At 41.9% G+C, this 20,175-nt stretch carries 17 protein-coding genes; 5 read left to right on the top strand and 12 right to left on the bottom strand.

What is annotated here, in order from left to right:
- Positions 1–18: 18 nt before the first annotated feature.
- Entirely contained in the window at positions 19–621 is a 603-nt protein-coding gene (locus tag BM739_RS12750; RefSeq protein ID WP_076541181.1) for a DUF4136 domain-containing protein, read from the bottom strand.
- Between the two features lie 210 nt (positions 622–831).
- Here BM739_RS12750 and BM739_RS12745 point away from each other — a divergent pair, with 210 nt between their 5' ends.
- Positions 832–1,140 carry a DUF1289 domain-containing protein gene (locus BM739_RS12745; RefSeq protein WP_076541176.1) on the top strand — a complete coding sequence of 103 codons (309 nt, stop codon included), beginning with the start codon at positions 832–834 and terminating at the stop codon, positions 1,138–1,140.
- 29 nt (positions 1,141–1,169) lie between these two features.
- On the opposite strand, the gene BM739_RS12740 is transcribed toward BM739_RS12745, so the two are convergent.
- The 7 genes from BM739_RS12740 to glnD all read right to left on the bottom strand — a co-directional run bounded on the left by BM739_RS12740 (position 1,170) and on the right by glnD (position 8,133).
- A complete protein-coding gene (locus BM739_RS12740) occupies positions 1,170–2,456 on the bottom strand; it encodes an ATP-binding protein (RefSeq protein WP_076541174.1) in 1,287 nt (428 codons plus the stop codon).
- A 17-nt stretch (positions 2,457–2,473) separates the two neighbouring features.
- The gene (locus BM739_RS12735; RefSeq protein ID WP_076541172.1) at positions 2,474–3,187 is read right to left on the bottom strand and encodes a winged helix-turn-helix domain-containing protein; all 714 of its coding nucleotides are present in this window, start codon (positions 3,185–3,187) and stop codon (positions 2,474–2,476) included.
- The gene (locus BM739_RS12730; protein WP_076541170.1) at positions 3,187–3,606 is read right to left on the bottom strand and encodes a DUF3019 domain-containing protein; all 420 of its coding nucleotides are present in this window, start codon (positions 3,604–3,606) and stop codon (positions 3,187–3,189) included. The genes BM739_RS12735 and BM739_RS12730 overlap by 1 nt, the downstream gene beginning before the upstream one ends.
- 2 nt (positions 3,607–3,608) lie before the next feature.
- Positions 3,609–4,484, bottom strand: coding sequence for a MipA/OmpV family protein (locus tag BM739_RS12725; RefSeq protein WP_076541168.1), 876 nt, complete (start codon positions 4,482–4,484; stop codon positions 3,609–3,611).
- A 150-nt stretch (positions 4,485–4,634) separates the two neighbouring features.
- Complete coding sequence (locus BM739_RS12720; protein ID WP_076541166.1) at positions 4,635–4,922, bottom strand: hypothetical protein; 288 nt, start codon at positions 4,920–4,922, stop codon at positions 4,635–4,637.
- A 41-nt stretch (positions 4,923–4,963) separates the two neighbouring features.
- Entirely contained in the window at positions 4,964–5,455 is a 492-nt protein-coding gene (locus tag BM739_RS12715; protein WP_076541164.1) for a YcxB family protein, read from the bottom strand.
- A gap of 32 nt (positions 5,456–5,487) precedes the next feature.
- Positions 5,488–8,133 (bottom strand): [protein-PII] uridylyltransferase, encoded by a 2,646-nt coding sequence (gene glnD, locus BM739_RS12710; protein WP_076541162.1) that lies wholly within the window; start codon positions 8,131–8,133, stop codon positions 5,488–5,490.
- Between the two features lie 139 nt (positions 8,134–8,272).
- Here glnD and BM739_RS12705 point away from each other — a divergent pair, with 139 nt between their 5' ends.
- The 4 genes from BM739_RS12705 to BM739_RS12690 all read left to right on the top strand — a co-directional run bounded on the left by BM739_RS12705 (position 8,273) and on the right by BM739_RS12690 (position 13,831).
- Positions 8,273–8,977: a 16S rRNA pseudouridine(516) synthase gene (locus BM739_RS12705; protein WP_076541160.1), complete on the top strand. Its 705-nt coding sequence runs from the start codon at positions 8,273–8,275 to the stop codon at positions 8,975–8,977.
- Positions 8,978–9,088: 111 nt separating this feature from the next.
- A complete protein-coding gene (locus tag BM739_RS12700; RefSeq protein WP_076541158.1) occupies positions 9,089–10,048 on the top strand; it encodes a LysR family transcriptional regulator in 960 nt (319 codons plus the stop codon).
- Positions 10,049–10,417: 369 nt separating this feature from the next.
- Positions 10,418–12,709: an OmcA/MtrC family decaheme c-type cytochrome gene (locus BM739_RS12695; protein WP_083698156.1), complete on the top strand. Its 2,292-nt coding sequence runs from the start codon at positions 10,418–10,420 to the stop codon at positions 12,707–12,709.
- A gap of 495 nt (positions 12,710–13,204) precedes the next feature.
- Positions 13,205–13,831, top strand: coding sequence for a GPR1/FUN34/YaaH family transporter (locus tag BM739_RS12690; RefSeq protein WP_076541154.1), 627 nt, complete (start codon positions 13,205–13,207; stop codon positions 13,829–13,831).
- Positions 13,832–14,044: 213 nt separating this feature from the next.
- Here the strand turns inward: BM739_RS12690 and BM739_RS12685 are convergent, their stop codons facing one another.
- The 4 genes from BM739_RS12685 to BM739_RS12670 form a co-directional block, all read right to left on the bottom strand.
- Entirely contained in the window at positions 14,045–15,571 is a 1,527-nt protein-coding gene (locus tag BM739_RS12685; protein WP_076541152.1) for an MFS transporter, read from the bottom strand.
- Between the two features lie 177 nt (positions 15,572–15,748).
- Positions 15,749–16,084: a PBPRA1643 family SWIM/SEC-C metal-binding motif protein gene (locus tag BM739_RS12680; protein WP_076541150.1), complete on the bottom strand. Its 336-nt coding sequence runs from the start codon at positions 16,082–16,084 to the stop codon at positions 15,749–15,751.
- Positions 16,085–16,473: 389 nt separating this feature from the next.
- A complete protein-coding gene (locus tag BM739_RS12675; protein WP_076541148.1) occupies positions 16,474–19,389 on the bottom strand; it encodes a valine--tRNA ligase in 2,916 nt (971 codons plus the stop codon).
- Between the two features lie 58 nt (positions 19,390–19,447).
- A complete protein-coding gene (locus BM739_RS12670) occupies positions 19,448–19,900 on the bottom strand; it encodes a DNA polymerase III subunit chi (protein ID WP_076541146.1) in 453 nt (150 codons plus the stop codon).
- Positions 19,901–20,175: the final 275 nt, after the last annotated feature.

The raw sequence follows: 20,175 nt of genomic DNA, 5'->3' as shown, positions 1-20,175 counted from the left end.
ATAAATAAGATTAATTCTTTACTTTACAGTAGCCTGAGGCGGGAATTGAGCCAGAATGGTATTTATGGTTTTGGTTGTTTCTGCGACTTTTTCATCACCACCAGATTCAAAGTCATATTCATCAGTGCCACGCCAGATGAGTCGGTTATCTTTTAAATCTATAATATCAATTTGAATCACTTGGATTTTAGCGCTGTCACTGCCGATGGGTATTCCCATGCTCGTACCGAGTCCAATGCCGCCATTACTGCCACTAGTACCAGTGCCGAGACCAATAGAGAGCCCTGAGCTTTTTGGTTTGTCCTTGGTTAAAAAGGCGTAGCTGACGCCAAAGTCACCAGTTATGTCATCACTAGTTACCTCACCACTAGCTGTTTCACGAGTAACGGCTAAGTCAGTTTCTACTTGCTCGATAAAGTTTTTAGCTAATAAATTGGCACGTATACTGGCTCTTATCCGCTCTGCGCTGAGTTGATCCCCTTGATTTGACACTTCAATAAAATGAAATCGTTTTAACTGGCTAAAATCATATTTGGTATCAAAGTCTGACTTACCAGTAGTGCTTTGGCAGGCGCTTAATCCTAGTAGAAGTAACATTGTAAATAACACACGAGATAGCATAAGTGGCTCCGGTTAATCAATAAATCTGTTTGTTATAGGATGTTTTCTTGAGCGAATTAATAATCAGCTTAAATCAAAATCCTGCAGTAAACCAATCTTACACAGAATTTGTCGGCCAAATAACCAGCACTGAACATGGCTTTTTGGTTAATAAATGCTAAGTTAGAAGCATAAATCTTCAATTTTGTCGGAGAGAAACCTCAGTTAAATATGGAACAGTTAAGTTTTTTTTCCGTCCCAAGCCCTTGCATAGGTGTGTGTCAAACTGATGCGCGCGGTTATTGTAATGGCTGTTTAAGAAATCGGGATGAGCGTTTTAACTGGCTGCATTTTTCTGATGCACAAAAGCATAATATTATTCGCTTATGCCTGCAGCGAAAACGCCGCCGACAATATGCCAAATTTAAAGCGCATCAAATAGCGATAAAACAGCAGCAAGCCGAGGCTAATCCTCAATTTGATTTTGATGAACAAGCGGATGATGACAATATTGATTTGGCTGATTTTAGCTTAGATTAGTGATTGCTGCGTTAAGCTAACTATTGAGATTAATGTGCGCTTTCTGCAGCTAGTTCACGTTTACTTTTTGGCCACATTAAAGTGAAGCTGGTGTTGTCATCATCACTGGTTAATGTCACATCGCCTTTGTGGCGCAACATGATGCGTTTGATAATGGCTAAGCCTAAACCATGGCCTTTATTGCCTTGGTGCTGTGACTTACTGCGATAAAAAGGCTCAAATAATCTTTCATGATCTTCTTCAGGGATCGCGGGACCATCATTAGATACTGTTAGGAGCAGATGCTGGTCATCTTCAGACAAAGACACAATGATGTGATTATGGGTGTAGCGTTGAGAGTTAGTGATCAGGTTTTGAATCGCACGCTCTATCAGCTGTGGTTCGGCCTGTACATATAACTCACTATACATATGCTTAAAATGAATCGGCTTATCGCTTAAGGGTTTTAATCGCGTGATCAGCTCTTCAGTAATCGACACTAAGCTACAAGACTCTAATGTGGGCTCTTGCTGCACCTCTAGGCTGGCATAGGTCAATAGCTCTTGCAGTAAGGTTTCCATTTCTTTGATATCAAGTTGCATTTCATCAAGAAATTGCTGACGTCTTTGCTCATCGCTATTGGGGCGGCAATATTGCGGCAATAACGCCAAGGCAAACTTTAACCGTGCCAGCGGGGTTCTGATTTCGTGTGATACGGCATTAGAGAGGTGTTTTTGGTTGTCTATTAAATCACTGATATGCCGCGCCATGTCATTAAAGGTATTGGCTAGCGGTGCTACCTGCGAGCCGGGATTGAGCTCAATACGGGTATCCCATTTAGCTTCGCCAAAATTTTGCGTGGCTTTTTTAAGGGTCTTGAGATCTTTGGATAACGGCCATACCCAAATTAAGGCGACAAAGGCCAGCATCAAATAAAAGAATATCGTAAAAATATTACGCAGCATCCCGCGGGGATCGATATCCACTGGGCCGGCCATTAACACTTGATCGCCAACGGCAATAAATTGCAATTCGTGGCTGCTATCAGTGGTGGTAGTGACAATTTCATTGGCCAAGAATTCAACATTGCCACTTAAAGCAATTTCATCTTTTTCAAATAAGGCTAACGGGTAGGGGTGTTGCTTTTGAATGATTTTAAGCTGCGCTAAGCGCTGCTCTTTAGGTTGCAAAGACAATAGTAATGCAAAGGCGATTAACGGCGAGTCCATGTTCTCGTATTCATCGACTTGCTGTTGCCAGAGGCTATCTAATGTCCAGCCTATACCTAAAAAGCTTAAGCTCAGTAATAGGTATAGGCTGATGAAGAGTCTTTTCAAAGTCTTCTATGACCTAATTAATTATTCCACGCTTCAGGCGCGAATAAATAACCTTGTCCCCAAACAGTTTTTATTCTGAATGGTGTTTCAATACTGTCTCCAAGCTTTTTACGTAAGCGAGATATACGCACATCGATTTTTCTGTCTTTACCATCAAAATCGATATTGAGTAAGTATTGGTAGATGTATTGTCTACTTAATACTTGCCCCGCTTGTGACGCCAGTAACCATAATAGTTCAAACTCATGGCTGGTTAAATCTACTTCGGTATTGCCTAAACGAATCGCTTGAGTATGGGGATCGATACTTAACTTACCAAAGCTTAAGCAATGAGATTCTGGTTTTGGCGGTTGTGCCTGACGGCGTAATAGGTTGTTAATACGCGCGACTAATAAACTCGGATCGACAGGTTTGACCACATAATCATCAGCACCTAATTCTAGGCCTTTGATTTGGTCTTCTGGAGAGCCAAGGGCACTCATTAACAATATAGGACCTGAGAAGTAGTCAGGTAATTTTTCACACAGGCTTAATCCATCAAGTCCAGGAAGCATAATATCAAGGAGGATGATATCAGGCTTGTAACTAATCAATCGTGTTAAAACGGTATCGCCACGTCGTTCAACTTCAACGTGCATATCGTGTGACTTTAGGTAGTCCACAATTAAGTTGGCTAGACGAATATCATCTTCTACCAACAGAACTCTATGAGTTGATGGGGGGGTTGCCATTAAAATAAACTCCAAGGGTTTCGGTAACGTCTGCGAACTTTGGGTTCGGACATTGTGGTGACTTTTAGGATTACGTCCGCCAATTCATTATTATTATTTTTACTCACCAAAACAAAGTGAATGTCTTTATTTGTTTTTACTGAAAATTGCAATGAATGATCATCAGTAGAATCACTACACCACCGACTCATTGCTTGATAGTTAGATTCAATACAAATGAGTTGGTCAGTTTTCAGTTGCCAATTTAGCTCAATATCCATCTCGCAATGTTTGTTTTGAGCGTCTTTGAGGCATAAATGTGGCGTAGCCGAAAGCTGTGCTTGCGTTTCAAGCGTATCAGCTTTGACGCAGAAAGCACTAAATATCAGTATTAATATACCGAAAAAGTGATAGAGGTTATATTCTTGTTTACTGAACAAGATTAGAACCTATATGCAGCTCCAATGAAGTAGGAGCGAGAGTAATTTTCATTAATAATTGGACTGTTAATAATTTCATCAGCTAACCGGGTGTAACGTGCCGCTAAAAGTAAATCCCAGCGTTGTGAAAGACTATAACGTGTCGTTAGCTCAATCGCTTTATTCCAGCCAGAGCCTGGCTGATATTGCGCGCTCCAGTATGCATTTTCAGTTGCTCTAATACCATAGTAATAAGCAATAACTTGCGAACTTTTCCAATCAGCTTCTAATGATAAATCAAAGCGGAATTTATCAAGAGCCAAAGAATACGACCAACTGGCACTGGCTTCTTGTCCGTTATGAACATTAAGTAAATCATGGGCTGCGGTGAGTCTTAATATACCTAGTTTACCGTACCAAAAAAATTCCACACCACCATATACAGTGAAGTGTCTGGTTTCAAGCTCATTTAAAATCTCAGGTTGTGATATACCTCTAGATTCTGTCAGATCAGCTGCAGGCAGTTCTACCGTCTCATCAAAGCTACTGGCTTGGGGTAAAAAAATATTTGATGGATCCCAGCGATAAAAAAAAGCCCGCTCGTCACTGTAGCTAGATGCAATATTAATGGTAAAACTTTCTTGCTCTACCAGCGTGTAGCCAAAATTTAAGTTGTCAAAAAACCAGCTTTCACCATAATAAGCGACGGAGGGTATGACATAGATAGGTATATCTTTATAGGTGCTTACAGGATTGGTTTTATTGCCCCAGCCCAACGCTAAACTGACATCCCATTGACCAACCACAATGCAGTCGCCATCAATTTGGCAGGGTTCTTCAGCTTGCGCTGGCTTGATACCAGCAATAACAATGGCAAGTATGAGCAATAATCGATACATCTAAGGCTGCTACCTAATCAATAAAACTTCAATAAACATAATGTTAACATTGTTCATTATTTGGCTACATCGATTTCACCTTAATGATACAAACTGATACTGGTGTGATTAATTTACATTAAGCCGTTTTTAACCAAAGGCGTCACGGCGTTAATTTAATTCTTGTTCAACTGGTTCAGTATTTGATTGTTCACTCTCTAGCGGTGCTTGCCTTTGATAGCCCATTTCAATTAACTGGGCATTGATGCAGTCGGTAATAAATTGCTGTTTTTCGATGGCTTCAATTTGCTCTTCAGCGGCCATATTTTCACAGGCCGCCGTTAATGATTTTACGGTATTCTCAGGGGCTGCTATTCCATTAGCATTGGTATCTGCGCTGAAAAAACTGCCGATAACAAGGCTTACGACAATGCTTAAACTTAATGATGGTTTAGTCATAATTGTTCCCCTAAGTGTTAAAACGTGCTGTAAACAGATGCTTAGTTCATTTTTTGGCGAATAAAATCACTGCAAGTGTCATCTAAGCAGCGCTTAGAAACATAATGCTTGGTTAATTGGGTGGTAAGTAAAAAACCTTGGCTTGTTTCTGCAATGCGATAAACCTCATCCCAAGCTAAATGATGATCAATATAAGTCGACTTTGAATGAATGCCGTTATCGTCAATGGTTAAAGTCACTGGGTTATTCGCAGACTTACTTATTAGTTGCCTCATTAACCACCAAGCGCGATTAAACCTAACTTGCAGTGCTTCAACGGCCCCTAAACCAATAAAGAAGTAAGCAACATAGGGGCTTAACTCGGTGATGGTCATTAAAAATCCAGCGACTAAAAATGCCACTGATTTTAAGTAACGCTTTGGACTGGTATTAATGACAACTGACTCATCGAAGGTTTCTTCAAAATGAGATCGATCTAAAATATATTCAACACTATAGCTATAAGCTGTTGTTTTTGTTTCGCTGGTAGACATGTATCGCTCATTGACAACATTAATTGAGATAATTATAAGGTTGAAGTGATCGATTTCACTAATTTTTCCTGTAAATCGCTTTGTTCTTCTTCTGAAAGTTGTGCACCGTATTGGTTGGAAAGGGTAAACACGTTATCAGCTCGCTCACCGACTGTGCTGATGGCAGCAGAATGAATTGTAAGCTCTAGTGCTCTGAATGCACTGGCTATTTGCCCCATAAATTCATGGGTTTCTAGCGCTAAAATATGCACTAAGGTGCGGTTAGCTTTTTTAGAGTGAATAAATTCAATGGTGGGTTTGTTATCAAAGCTTTGGGTGTGTCTTAAAGGGCGTTTTTTCGGCGGCATTACATTATTGTCTATCACCTGACGTAGCTTGCTGGTGACTTGTTTACGGCGCTGGGCACTGAATATCGGTTTACCGTCAAAGTCGAGTACTTTAAAAGCTTCAACCACGTAACCGTCTTTAGTTTGTGAAATCTGTGCTTGCTTCACTGATATTTTCAAGGTTGATAGGGTATTAAACAGAGAAATAAACAAGCCTGCTCTGTCTTTGGTATACACAAAAACATCACTACAGCCTTTGACATTACTATCATCAACAATAATTAACGATTCAGAATCCGCTTGAGCTTGTTGCTGATGCGCCAGTATCCCGAGGGTGTATTTTGCTATTTCACTGGATTCTGCATTACCGAAAAAGGATAACGGCAGGTTTTTCCATAGTTTTTGAATAGCAGCGGATTGAGTCTGTATTTGGTGCTCATCTGTTAGTTGTGAGTCGGCATTGATGATATTAAGGGCTTCTTGTTTGTGCTCCCTAACCACGGTGCGCAGCTGCAATACATTTTCAAGACCGTTTCTGAGGGCTTTACGGGTGGCAAAGTAGAGGTCGGTTAATAAACTGGCTTTCCAATCATTCCATAGATCATCATTGGTAGCTTGAATATCGGCCACCGTTAAACAATACAAAGCATCAAGTTTAGTGAGGCTGCCCACGGATTTTGCAAACGCAGTAATCACATCAGGATCTTGAATATCCATGCGCTGGGAGGTGATAGACATTAATAGATGTTGTTCTACTAACCAGCTAATTAATTGCTGCTGGGAGTTTTTTAAACCATGAAATTTAGCAAATAATTTGGCATCTACCGCGCCGAGTTCGCTGTGATCACCACCGCGGCCTTTAGCAAGATCATGAAATAGTGCAGCAAATAAAATGGTTTCTTTGGCTTGGAACCGAGCGTAGATATCAGCGGCCAGCTTGTGATCATGGCTGATGTCATCATGGGTTAACGCGTATAAATTTTTCAACAGTTTGTGGGTGTGTTCATCCACTGTATAAGCATGAAATAAATCAAACTGCATCTGGCCAACCACTTCACGCCATTGGGGTAAATATGAGGTAAGGATGCCATGTTGATGCATTAAGGTAATCGCCAGCCCCATGCCTTGTGGATGCTTGAATAGTTTGACAAACAGTTCACGGCAAACATGAAAGTCTTGTAAATCGCCCATTAAACGACGACGTACTTGCCTGATCAATCTTAAGGTCTCAGGCGTAATGCCTTTGACTTGTTGATGGTATTCGGCAATATAATAAAACATCCACATGATCTGTGGTCTATCAATAAACACATCTTGATTTTTAGCATTTATTTGGCCATTTAAAATCTCAAAATTGTCATTGATATCGATACAATTATTGTGTTCCAGTGGCGATATCTCGCGTTGAAAATAAGCCATCAACATCAGGTTTAATTCACGAATACGTTTCATTGCTCTAAACAATTGGCGCATCATTTTTTCAATGGTGATATTACCGCTGTCGCCAAAGCCCAGTAGGCGAGCGACTTCAGCTTGATGTTGCAATAACAATCTATTTTCAGAGCGATTTGATGCTTGATGCAATGAGAACCGCACTCGCCAAATAAAGTTTTGGCACTCCATTAGTTCTGCGTATTCATCGGCGGTTAAAAAATTAAGACGACGAAGATCTTTAAGATCGTCAATGGAGAAATGCTTACGAGCTATCCAAGTAATCGTTTGAATATCACGCATGCCGCCAGGGCTATTTTTTAAATTGGGCTCAATATTAAAGGCGGTGCCTTGGGCTTTATGATGCCTGACTTGTTGCTCATTAAACTTGGCTTCAAAAAAGGCTGCGCTACTCCAAATACTTTCGCCATAGAGTTTGCTGATAACTTGGTGTTGGTGGTTTTCATGGCCACAAATATTGCGAATTTCAAGTAAGGTGGTGGCGATGGTGACATCTTCTTTACAGGCGACAAAAGTATCATCTAGGCGCCTTACTGCATGGCCTAAATCTAAACCCAAGTCCCATAATTGAGTCAGAAAATCACTGAGTTTATTGGCATCATCGGTGGATAAATTGTGGTCATGAATAATACAAATATCGATATCAGAAAAAGGGTGTAGGGTTTGCCTGCCGTAGCCACCGACAGCATTGAGAGAGATTTCTTTTGTATCAAAAGTAAACTTTTGCCAAATATGGCTGAGAAGTTTATCGAAAAATTGAGCGCGAAATGTCAGGATCTCGGTAATTGGGCTACAACTAATCTGTTGCTCTAGCCAAATATCAAAATCAGTAATGGCTTGTTTTAGCTCTACAATACTCATATTTGGCTGTAAAATCGGATAGACTGGCTGCAAAAACATATCACTCCCTTTTAGATTCGCTCCCAAATAGGGTATGCGATTTAGTTTGCCAACTCAAACTATCCACTAAATTGATTAGTAATAAGTTAATTCTTTTAAATAGTTAAATAAGAATAAATCACTTAAATTGAGCTTATAAATGCAAAGTAAACGAAGTCGCTTAGATCAGTTTTTAGCTAAAAAACTACAGTTACCTAAAAAGGCGGTAAGGCTAATTTTACTGGCTGGGCGGGTCAATGTTGATGGTGAAACTTGTAAAGAGATGGATCGTCAAATTAATGAGTTTACCGCGATTATGCTTGATGGTGATTTTATTCAGAACCAGCAAAAACAATACTACATGTTACACAAGCCTGTGGGAGTGGTGAGCGCGACAAAAGATGATATTCATCCCACTGCCTTGTCGTTATTAGCTGGCGTCAATATTGAGATGATGCATATTGCCGGCAGGCTTGATTTAAATTCTACAGGCTTACTGTTAATCACCAATGACAGCCAATGGTCACAAACCTTGATGTCACCTGAAACAAAAGTCGATAAACAGTATTTAGTCACCCTAGCCAACCCCATAGATGACAGTTACGTTAGCGCTTTTAATCAAGGGATGTATTTTGGCTTTGAAGATATCACCACTTTACCGGCGCAACTAGAAATCATCTCAGAGTATCAAGCACGGGTGACGTTACAAGAGGGTAAGTACCATCAAATTAAGCGTATGTTTGGCCGTTTCAGGAATCCTGTGATTGGTTTACATCGTGAGTCGGTGAGCAATATTAACTTGGATAAGCAATTGTTAGCAGGGGAGTTTCGCCCGCTCACTCAAACTGAAATTGCTCTTAAGTAAACCTCGAAAAACCTTAAACTAATCCTATAAGCTTGGGCTTGATCAAGTTTTGCTTGTTATAGTTATGTTAACTTAAGCTTAATATTAACAAGGTTATTACTAGGTATTTGCATGGATTTCAAAGCGCTTAAGAAAATCAGTGAATTAGACGTGTTCTGTTTATTGGTCTTTAAAACTATTTATGAAACAGGCTTTGCTAACCTTGCAGCGAAAGAATTAAACGTTTCAGCCCCTAAAATCAGCCGTTGTTTAACGGCGTTACGGTTAACCTTTGATGACGAGTTATTTTATCGACGTCAACAAGGGTTAAGACCTACCGCGCTAGCAGAGCACCTTTATCAGCCCATATGTAGTTTTTGCGAGTCAGCCTCAAATATTGAACGCATCGTACATGAAGGTAACTGTACTAATTCATCAACCGTGCTCAATATTGCGGTAACTCCCATCATTATGACTTCACTTTCAATGGCGCTTGGCAGCGACGAGATAATGGATAAGTTAGGTAAAGTCAGAATGCATATTTGGAATGAACATTCTGAAGAGTTGATCCACCAAGGTGACATTGATTTAGGGATTAACCTTGGCCCAGCCAGCGCCAGCGATTTATTATCTGAAAGCCTAGGTCATAGTGATTCCACTTCGATTGTAGCTAGAACGAATCATCCTATTTGGGACTATGATGCTATAAGTTTAGATGACATGGCTAACTATCCTTTTTTGCTGCTCGATACCAAGGGGTTTAATGATAAATTAGATTTCTTCCAAATTTACTGCCGTCAATCAGGGATTGAGCCGCTTAATATCAGTCGAGTCAGTTCCATTGAAGAGTGGTTTTGTCACTTGTTGACCATGCGAAGTTTCAGCTTTATGGCCACATCAGAAGCTGCAGTGTTAAATCACTTTGATGCACTACGTGTTGAAAGCTTACCGGAAACCGAAAGAGAAAAATTGCTTGGCCATGGCGCCGCGCCGCAATACCACCTTATTGAAAGAACCTCCTCATACCGCCGCTATTGTGATGACAGCAGAAAGATTATTATTAATTCAGTGCTTAAGTTAATCGCTGCCTAAATCGCTTATGTGCTATTTAGCCATTTCCCTGTGCTGGGGGATCCGCCGCTGAATATCATTTTAATGGGGTAGAGAAGCGCTATGGCTGTCGAGTCATTCACCTTGAACTGTGCATTTTTTTATGCTTGTTTCCAACATTTTTTTAGCGCAAATCTGTTTGGTTAATAACAATCATTATCAGTATAAAACTCAATAACCTATACAAATTTCATATATCGAAATTGCCAACTTCGATTTGTAAAATTGCGAGATCTAAATCTTTAAATTTCAATCACATATATGAAACCTTTTTAATACATCTAAAGGGGTATCTTTTATATTAAAGTTACTGCTAAAGCAGATTTAAATACCTATATAGGGGATCCGATAATGAGAACATATAAAAGGTCGATTCTAGCAGCAGCGTTAATCGCTGCTATTGGACTAGCGGGTTGTAGTGATGGCGATGATGGTAAAGATGGCGCTCCAGGAGAACCCGGCGCGCCAGGTGAGCCAGGTGCACCAGCGGGAAATGTTGTTGATACAGTAGCAGCTGCTGCTGATTTTGTACTGAGCTTAGACCCTGCAGATATCGTGGTAGTAGGAAGTGATGATTTTGCTATCAAATTTACGGTAACAGGCAAAACGGCTAAAGGTGATGCTCTGCCCTTTAGTGGCTTAGACAAAGTAGCGCTTTATGTGATGAATCAAGCGGCTAATACCACTGATACCGGCGCGCCACTATTGTGGGAAAGCCATACCCTAACCAATGAATTTGGCTCAAGCATGTATTGTACGCCAACTGGTATGGCAGAAGCCCGCGGCGGTGCAGAAGTTGAAGCTTGTACCTTAGTGGAAGATGAAGCCAACCCTGGCACCTACACAGGTACTTGGGAGCATGATGGCAATGCACCAGTTGTGCTTGCTGATGGTGATGCTAATAACTTACATCGGGTTATGGTGCGTAGCTATGATGTTGTCGACAGCACGGGTGAAGGCATTGCAGACAAACTGCTTTCTACTCCGGTTGATTTTATTCCTGCAACGGGTGAGCTAGCGGTATCTGAAAAAGATTCAGTGTCTAACGCAGCTTGTATTAAGTGTCATACTCAAATGGATGGTTATGAAGCTACCGATATTCGCATAGCTAACATTGGTGCCCACCATAATTACCAGAAAGTTGAAAACTGTGTTGCCTGTCATAACCCTGCTTATGCAGGTGGAGAGGATGATCCAGAAAAAGGCTATAACGCGAACTGGAATGCAATGATCCACACCTTGCATGCAGGGCATCATATTGACGATTTAGAAGGTGAAGCTGCTGAGATGTTTGGTGAAATTGGCTTCCCATCAGAAATCAATCAATGTACCGCATGTCATGATAACGGTATGCAATGGAATGATAATGTCTACGCAGAAGCATGTGTGTCTTGTCATACCGAAGTTGATTTTGAAACAGGTGACAATCACAGAGGGATTACCCCTGCAAATGATGCAGTCTGTTCAGGTTGTCATGGCGCTGGCAGCTTAAGCCCAATGCAAGCACATAATGTTGCAGCGAGAGCGATTGCCACTGATTCAATTGAAATCGCTTTAAATAGTGTGAGTTACACTGAAAGCGCAACAGCTGACATGGATGAAATGGTGATTACATTTGATGTCACGATTGATGGTGTTGCCGTTGAAGATGGTTTCGAGTTCACTAACTTTACTAAATACGATGAAATGAAAACCGGTTGGGTAGACACTGATGGTACTTACTATGGTAGTGCTTCGGTTAATCTAAATGGCGTGCTTGCATCTGCTGGTCAGTTAATGGTGACTCAATTAGGTGAGTTTAATCTAGACGGAAAGAGTATTGCTGTAACGCCACGTTTCTCAGTATGTGCCGATTCTGAAGGCATGCTTATTGAGTGTTTAGATTCAAGCGGCGAAGCGCAATATGATGTTGGTTATGTTGCAGTCACTATGGCGCCAGCTTACTGGAATCTCGCCAATGCTGATGGTAGCGGCGCAACGATATCTCGCTTTAGCGACCCAGCACGGGTAACCGCTGATGAAGCTAAATGTAATACTTGTCATACTTCATTAGGTATCGCTAAGCATTACGGTAACGAACGTTTCGACCAATGTGTAGGTTGTCATAACGACACTTGGGGCGGCTCTTATCATGTGGCTGTTGAATATAAAACAGATACAGTTGATGAAAATGGCGACCCAGTATTTGAAACAATTGAAGGCTTAACCTATAGCAACCGTGACTTATTCACTGTCGCTCACCGTTTCCATTCAGGTCTTTGGGATGATAACCGTGGCTTCCCTGCAATACACTTAAATTCTGATATGGAAACACAAGGTTACCCAGCAGTGGCTACCGAATGTGCAGCTTGTCATAAAGATGATGTGAGTTTATTCGTTGCAGATGGTGGTCTTACTTCAGGTAAACGCGCAATCGCAGTAGATGCTGGTGCAACAATGTTCATTAGCCCTACCGCTGAAGCATGTCGTACTTGTCACGCTCACTCAAGTGCCTCAGCATTGGCTCACTTCAAGAGTAATGGTGCGATAGTTGAGGGCGAGCCAGCTTCAACTGCTAACCTGCCGGTTGAATCTTGTGCAACTTGTCATGCTGAAGGTAAGACTTACGGTATTGATGTAATGCATGCTGGAGGGGCACACTAGTAAAAAGTGTTAGATGTTTCATCAGCTATGAGATCCCCTGCTTCTCATAGCAAATAAACCACTGGGAGCCTTCGGGCTCCCTTTTTTATCCTCAGTGTTTGCATTAACCCTTTTATTGATCCCAATGGCGTTATTATTCATTTTTGTGAGTCAGTGCAATTTTTAAACGTCCTAGGGCGTTTTAGCTTGCTTATAAGCAGGCTGCAATGCTGACTTGTTGTGAGCTAGATCGGTAGCTGGCAATATTTGTGAGCTGACAAACCCTTAAGTGTTCACTCGTGGGATGAATGCCGCTTTTTTATTTAACAAGCTGAAAAGCCACATTAATTAACCGCATTGTTTAGACCGCCATCCCTCAACTCCCTTAGCTGCTAGTTTGATTGCCTCCTGCGGTTACACTATTATGCGCGGCGCTAAGATTAACCCAAGTTAATCTAGTGTGACGACATTATCGTCACTACTTACTTAATTGATCACTTCCTGTAGGGGAACTCAATGTCGACACCGCAGACAAATTCATACGCAAATCCAGCACCACTTGGTTTAATGGGCTTCGGTATGACCACCATTTTGCTCAACATTCATAATGCTGGTTTTTTTCCAATTGATTCAATGATCCTTGCTATGGGTATTTTTTACGGCGGCATTGGCCAAGTGATTGTCGGCATCATGTGCTTTAAACGTGGCGATACCTTTGGCACTACAGCATTTACCTCTTATGGGCTATTTTGGTTAACCTTAGTTGGCCTACTTGTCATGCCTAAAATGGGTCTTGCGGCAAGTCCAGCAAGCTTTATGGGTTGGTACCTAGCGCTTTGGGGCATGTTTACTGGCTTTATGTTTATTGGCTCTATGCGTTACCCATTAGCCAAGCAAATTGTCTTTGGCTTGCTAACCATTTTATTCTTTTTATTAGCAGCGCGAGATTTTACTGGCAGCGAGCTAATAGGCACCATTGCTGGCTTTGAAGGTATCTTATGTGGCTTAAGCGCCATTTACTTTGCCATGGCGCAAGTGCTGAATGCTGAATATGGCCGGGTGATTTTGCCTGTTGGAAAAGTCAGATTTGCAGCAAGTAAAGCAGAAGACACTGCAGCAACAGCGTCGTTAAAAGCAGCGTAATACTAAATTAGTGCCATAAAAAAGCTGACAATGCTATGAATAGCCTTGTCAGCTTTTTTGTTTAAATTTACTTTAGCTCTGTTGCAGTTTAAACAACCACTTACCGTAAAGATAAATCCCTACTGCAGAAACTGCCGTAATCATCCCGACAGCGGCGATAATATACCAAGCATTGCCGATAAAGTGGCTGTTATACAGCCAGAGTTATTTACTTTAGCTCTGTTGCAGTTTAAATAGCCACTTACCGTAAAGATAAATCCCTACTGCCGAAATCGTCCCGACAGCGGCGATAATATACCAAGCATTGCCGATACTGTGGGTGTTATACAGCAGCGTTGTTAGCTGTTGTGCAGGCTCACCGGTATAAGCCACTAAGGTTGAAAATGCTTCGCCTTGGGGGATAGCATCAACATCTGTTTGACTCATGCCACGCTCTGCAAGAAGCTGCAGTGAGAAAATCTCTTTTGAGGCATACATCTCATACAGTTTAGGCCCAAAGTAGCCTTCTAGCGTCCAGCCTATCCCTTGAGGTAACATCACAAAGCCTAAGTACATGGCTTTTTTACCTTCAGGGGCAATATTACCCATGAACTCATTTTTCTTCGGGCTAATCATCATTTCGCCGAATGAGAACATTGCAATAGCCAGTACAATCATCCATGCAGCATTGGTTGCGCCAATGAGCACGAATGCCAAAATACTCAGTAAACAACCACCTAACATGGCAGTGGTAATACGATACTTAGCGGTAAGTGCAGCAACCAAGAAACAACTGGTCATGATCATACCAGCATTGAGATTGAGCATGCCTTCAGGCATCACCTTAGTACCAGTATTATCAAGGCCTAACCAAAACTGGAAAAAGCCGTTAGAGGTGCCTTCTGGGCCAAATAGAGAGGTAACAATCACACTGGTATCAACCCATTCAGCAATATGAATAGGTAATACATCAAATAAGGCATTAAATAAGAACCAGAAACCAGCAAATACCAACATATAGTAGATAACAACGGGCTTTTTCAGTTCATGAAGTGCATCACGCCACAAGGCTTCTTGTTTAATTTCGCCTGATTTGACTTTGCGGGCCCGCTCAAGTCGTTCTTCTTTACCTGGCTCTTTATAAGCTAGTAAAAATAAGAAGTTAAGTGAGATGATGGCAGCACAAGCGTAAAACACATTATCCCAAGATAACTGACGCATATGTACAGCCACTAAAGGCCCAAGGAAGCCACCAATATTGACCACTTGGTAGAATATACCCCAGGCCATTGAGGTGTTTTGACGTCCTGTTGAAAGCACTAAAGTGCCTTGAATACCCGGCTTAAAGATCCCTGTCCCTGCGGCCAATAATATTGCGCCAATCAAGAAGCCATAAAAGCTTGGGAACATCGCCATCACCAAGTAACCAATGATCTTGATGACTGTTGAGGCAAAGATGGTTTCTTTGTAGCCGACGCGATCAGATATCCCGCCAGTAAACACCGGAATGAAGGTTTGCATAAATGCCCAAATGGCAATAATGACACCGTAATCACTGAGGCTAATACCCAAGCCGCCTTCAGAGGTCGGTGTTTTAGCATATAAACCGGCACTGGCTTTTACCCCATAGTAGGCAATACGCTCCACCAACTCCATGCCGCCGACAATCCAAAATATATAACTTAAGCTGGCAATAGATGCCCACATGCCCAGCTGTTTCACTTCTCTTAGGTCGTTGCCTGAGTGTGAATTTTCACTCATAAATCACCCTTATGATTATTATTATTAACAATAGGTCGGCAGACACTTTACCTAAATTAACCAAATTTACCAAAGTTACTGAGCGGGAATGTGATAAATGCGTTTCGGAGGGCGTTTTTTTATACAAAAAAGCGAGCTAATCGCTCGCTTTAATTAATCGACTGTCACTTAAAGGACTTAGCCACAGCACTTTTTATATTTCTTACGGCTACCACAAGTACAAGGGTCGTTACGGTTAATTTTGGCTTCTGCGGTGACTGCCGTTGGTTTGTTTAAAATACCCAGAAGCGCAAAAATATCTTCAGCGACGTCAGGGTTAACGGTAATTGATGCAAATAGCGCGTTTGCCTCAACTAATGCCTCTACTTCAAGCTTACGTGCGTCTGTTTGCACTGATAACTGTAAAGGAAGCGCTGCAGTGCCAGGTTTAGCTTGGCGTTTGGTGTTGTAACCACTTTCGCCATAGGCAGGTTTTGGCGTTTGACGGCCTTTGAAAAAGAATTTATCTGACATGTGTTGTGCCTGCCTATCGTTTTAAATATCGAGTATTTGAGCCAAGGTCATAAACCAAGGCATTTGAAGCTAACTTAAGCTTAATCAGTAATTATAAACTAAAGCTTCAAGACTCTTAAAATGGATGAAAAATATCTAGAGGCGAAGCTTATACAGTATCTAAGCCATTTTGACCATTTTTTTAGGTATTATTTGCCTGAATAAGCCGCCAGTGGCGTTGTAATTAACTTAATGGAGATAAGTTTTTACAATCTATTGTAACTGCTCAACAATCATACTTTTCATCGCTTGGGTTAATTTTAGCCATTAAAAAAGGCTACCAATTACCTTGATAGCCTTTTTAGTTTGGGTTTATTTAGCGAGATGGCAAATAAACCAAGCTTTCTTACTTAGCCTTCTAGCTTGGCAAGTTCGGCTTTTTGTTCTGCAAGCTTATCCATATCGCGTTGATATTCAGCTTGCTTAGCACGTTCTTTTTCAATCACGGCAGCAGGGGCTTTAGCTACAAAACCTTGGTTAGATAACTTGCCTTCAATGCGCTTGAACTCGCCAGCTGCTTTTTCAAGTAGCTTGTCGATACGGGCTACTTCTTTAGCCACATCGATAAGACCTGCCATTGGGATTAATAGCTCCATGTCACCGACAAGTTGGGTCGTCGACATAGGTGCAGTTTCACCGTCAGCTAGAATCGTCATAGACTCAAGCTTAGCTAAAGTCTTGAAGAAGGTTTGGTTAGCCTCTAAACGTGCCTTATCTTGCTCACTCACGCCGCGAAGTAGGGCATTCAGTGGTTTAGATGGGGCAATGTTTAGCTCAGCGCGAATGTTACGCACAGCAGTAATGACTTGCTTAACCCACTCAAGATCTTCCATTGCTTGCGCGTCAACCTTAGTTGCGTCATACTCAGGGAATTGGGCAATCATTAAGGTATCACCTTCAACACCTGCTAGCGGCTTAACGCGTTGCCAGATAGTTTCAGTAAGGTAAGGCATCATTGGGTGCATTAGGCGCTGCATCTGCTCAAGTACATTAACCAGCGTATGACGTGTGCCACGCAGTTGTGCATCGGTGCCGTTTTGCATTACCGGCTTAGTGAGCTCTAGGTACCAGTCACAGAATTGGTTCCAGGTGAACTCATAAATAGTATTAGCCGCTAAGTCGAAACGGTAATTGGCCATGTGCTCATCGTAGGTTTTAACGGTTTCGTTAAACAGACCGATAATCCAGCGATCAGCTAGCGACAATTCCATTGCCCCTGGCTTACCATCAACCAAAATTTGGCCGCAATCTAATGCTACACCGATAGCATCGTCAGCTGCATCTTCAGTTTGCACTTCAGTGTTCATCAACACGTAACGTGATGCGTTCCAGATCTTGTTACAGAAGCTGCGGTAACCATCAAGGCGTTTCATGTCCCAGTTGATATCGCGACCGGTTGATGCCATTGAAGCTAAAGTAAAGCGCAGTGCATCAGTACCGTGTGCTTCAATACCTTCACTGAATTCTTTACGGGTGCTTTTTTCAATTTTAGCGGCCATTTTTGGCTGCATCATATTGCCGGTGCGTTTTTCAACCAGAGATTCAAGATCGATACCGTCAATCATGTCTAAAGGATCTAATACGTTACCTTTAGATTTGGACATCTTATTACCGGCTTCATCACGGATAAGTCCAGTGACATATACCGTTTTGAAAGGCACTTGTGGCTTGCCGTTTTCATCTTTGATGAAATGCATGGTCATCATGATCATGCGCGCCACCCAAAAGAAGATAATATCAAAACCCGTTACCAACACGTCGGTTGGGTGGAAAGCTTTCAATTCTTCAGTATTTTTTGGCCAGCCAAGTGTAGAGAAAGTCCATAACGCTGAGCTGAACCAGGTATCTAGTACATCGTTATCTTGACGTAAAACAACCGAGTCATCTAGCTTATGCTTAGTGCGAACTTCTGCTTCGTCACGACCTACATAGACTTTGCCACTTTCGTCATACCAAGCTGGGATACGATGTCCCCACCAAAGTTGACGTGAAATACACCAATCTTGAATGTCGCGCATCCAAGAGTTGTACATATTCTCGTATTGCTGTGGCACAAACTTGATGTCGCCGTTATCAACCGCTTCCATGGCTGTTTTAGCCATAGGCGCAACTGACACATACCATTGGTCAGTAAGTAGTGGCTCAATAACCACGCCAGAGCGGTCGCCGTATGGCACTTTTAATCCGTGAGGATCAATTTTGCCTAATAAACCTAAAGTGTCGAATTCTTCAACAATGGCTTTACGAGCAGCAAAGCGCTCAAGACCGGCATAACGCTCAGGTAAGCTGTTATCTAATTCGGTGTTTGCGGTGCCATCAGTATTCACCACTTCTGCAGCGCTACGAATGTCAGCATTGATAGTTAAGATGTTGAACATAGGCAGGGCGTGACGCTTACCGACTTCATAATCGTTAAAGTCATGAGCTGGGGTGATTTTCACACAGCCAGTACCAAATTCCATGTCAACATAGTCATCTGCCACAACTGGAATACGACGGTTAACGATTGGCAGAAGAATGAACTTGCCAATAAGTGATTGGTAACGCTCGTCATCAGGGTGAACTGCAACGGCACTATCACCTAGCATGGTTTCAGGACGCGTGGTGGCAACTTCTAAGTAGTCTTTACCGTCAGCAGTTAGTGCACCATCAGCTAGCGGGTAGCGGAAATGCCACATGCTGCCTTGCTTTTCTTTGTTTTCTACTTCGAGATCTGAAATAGCAGTGTGCAGTTTTGGATCCCAGTTGACTAAGCGTTTACCACGGTAAATCAACTGGTCATCATATAAGCGTACAAACACTTCTTGGACGGCTTCAGACATGCCTTCGTCCATGGTAAAACGTTCACGATCCCAATCAACAGAAGCGCCTAAACGACGTAGCTGTTTGGTGATGGTGCCACCTGATTCATTTTTCCAATCCCAGATACGCTCGATAAAGTTATCACGCCCTAGGTCGTGACGACCTAAACCTTCTTCAGCAAAGACTTTACGCTCAACCAGCATTTGGGTTGCAATACCTGCGTGATCGGTACCCACTTGCCAAAGGGTGTTTTTGCCCTTCATGCGCTGGTAGCGAGTCAACGTATCCATGATGGTGTCTTGGAATGCATGACCCATGTGCAAACTACCCGTCACATTCGGTGGCGGGATCATGATGCAATAGTTACCTTTTGACTCATCGCCATGTGGTTTGAAGTAGCCTTGCTCTTCCCAATTTTGGTATAGAGATTGCTCAATTGACTGCGGATTATATGTTTTTTCCATGGAATTTTTGTTTTCTCAATCTAAATTAATAGTTGGTATTGTTAACGAATCAACTGACTTAAACGCCAGTGAACTCAGTGGTCGTAAGCTCAATGCCTAATTGCTTGTATTCACGGTAGCGAGCACGGGCAATCTGTTTAAGCGCATCATCATTAGCAACAAAATCGATAATATGCGGAAAGTTAACCGCAAATGCTGGCACTTGGTCTGCTAGGTTTATCAGTAATTGGCGACTTTTATTGGCGCCTAATTTATCAAAACCAATCTCGACAGGTGAACCGGTTATTGGTCCTTCCCCTTTTAAATTGTGGGGAACAAATGCTGTTGGCTCAAATTGCCATAATAATTCATCAATGGCATAGGCTTGTTGTTTATTCTGACAGTGAATATAAACAAGCTGCTGCTGGCGATAATGCCGTTCTGCAATCTGACATGCTGCAAGATATACGCTTTCAAGCGCACTGGCTTGGGTATTGATTGCTGGCATTAAGTAAAACAGAGTCTTTGACATTATTTTAAATTTTGATGAAGTAAAGGCGAATTTTACACTAAAAGCATCGATTGGGGCTAGGGTGCAGAAGAGTTAATTTTGCTTAATTGAATAGAAAGCTGCTGAAATTTTAGCAATCCTTGTGTTCGCTTTTATTTGTCAGGCTTATTGGTTTGCTTGCTAATCGCTTGCGACTTGCTTGCTATTGGAAGAGAGTTGTTTTTGCGGTCTTATTTGCGGCCTTAAATGTGTAAACCTGCGAACAAGAGGGATAAAAAAGGCGAAGTAGTTACTTC

The organism is Shewanella sp. UCD-KL21, assembly GCF_001957135.1.
Lineage (GTDB): Bacteria > Pseudomonadota > Gammaproteobacteria > Enterobacterales > Shewanellaceae > Shewanella.
This window is presented reverse-complemented; position numbering and strand designations above follow the sequence as displayed.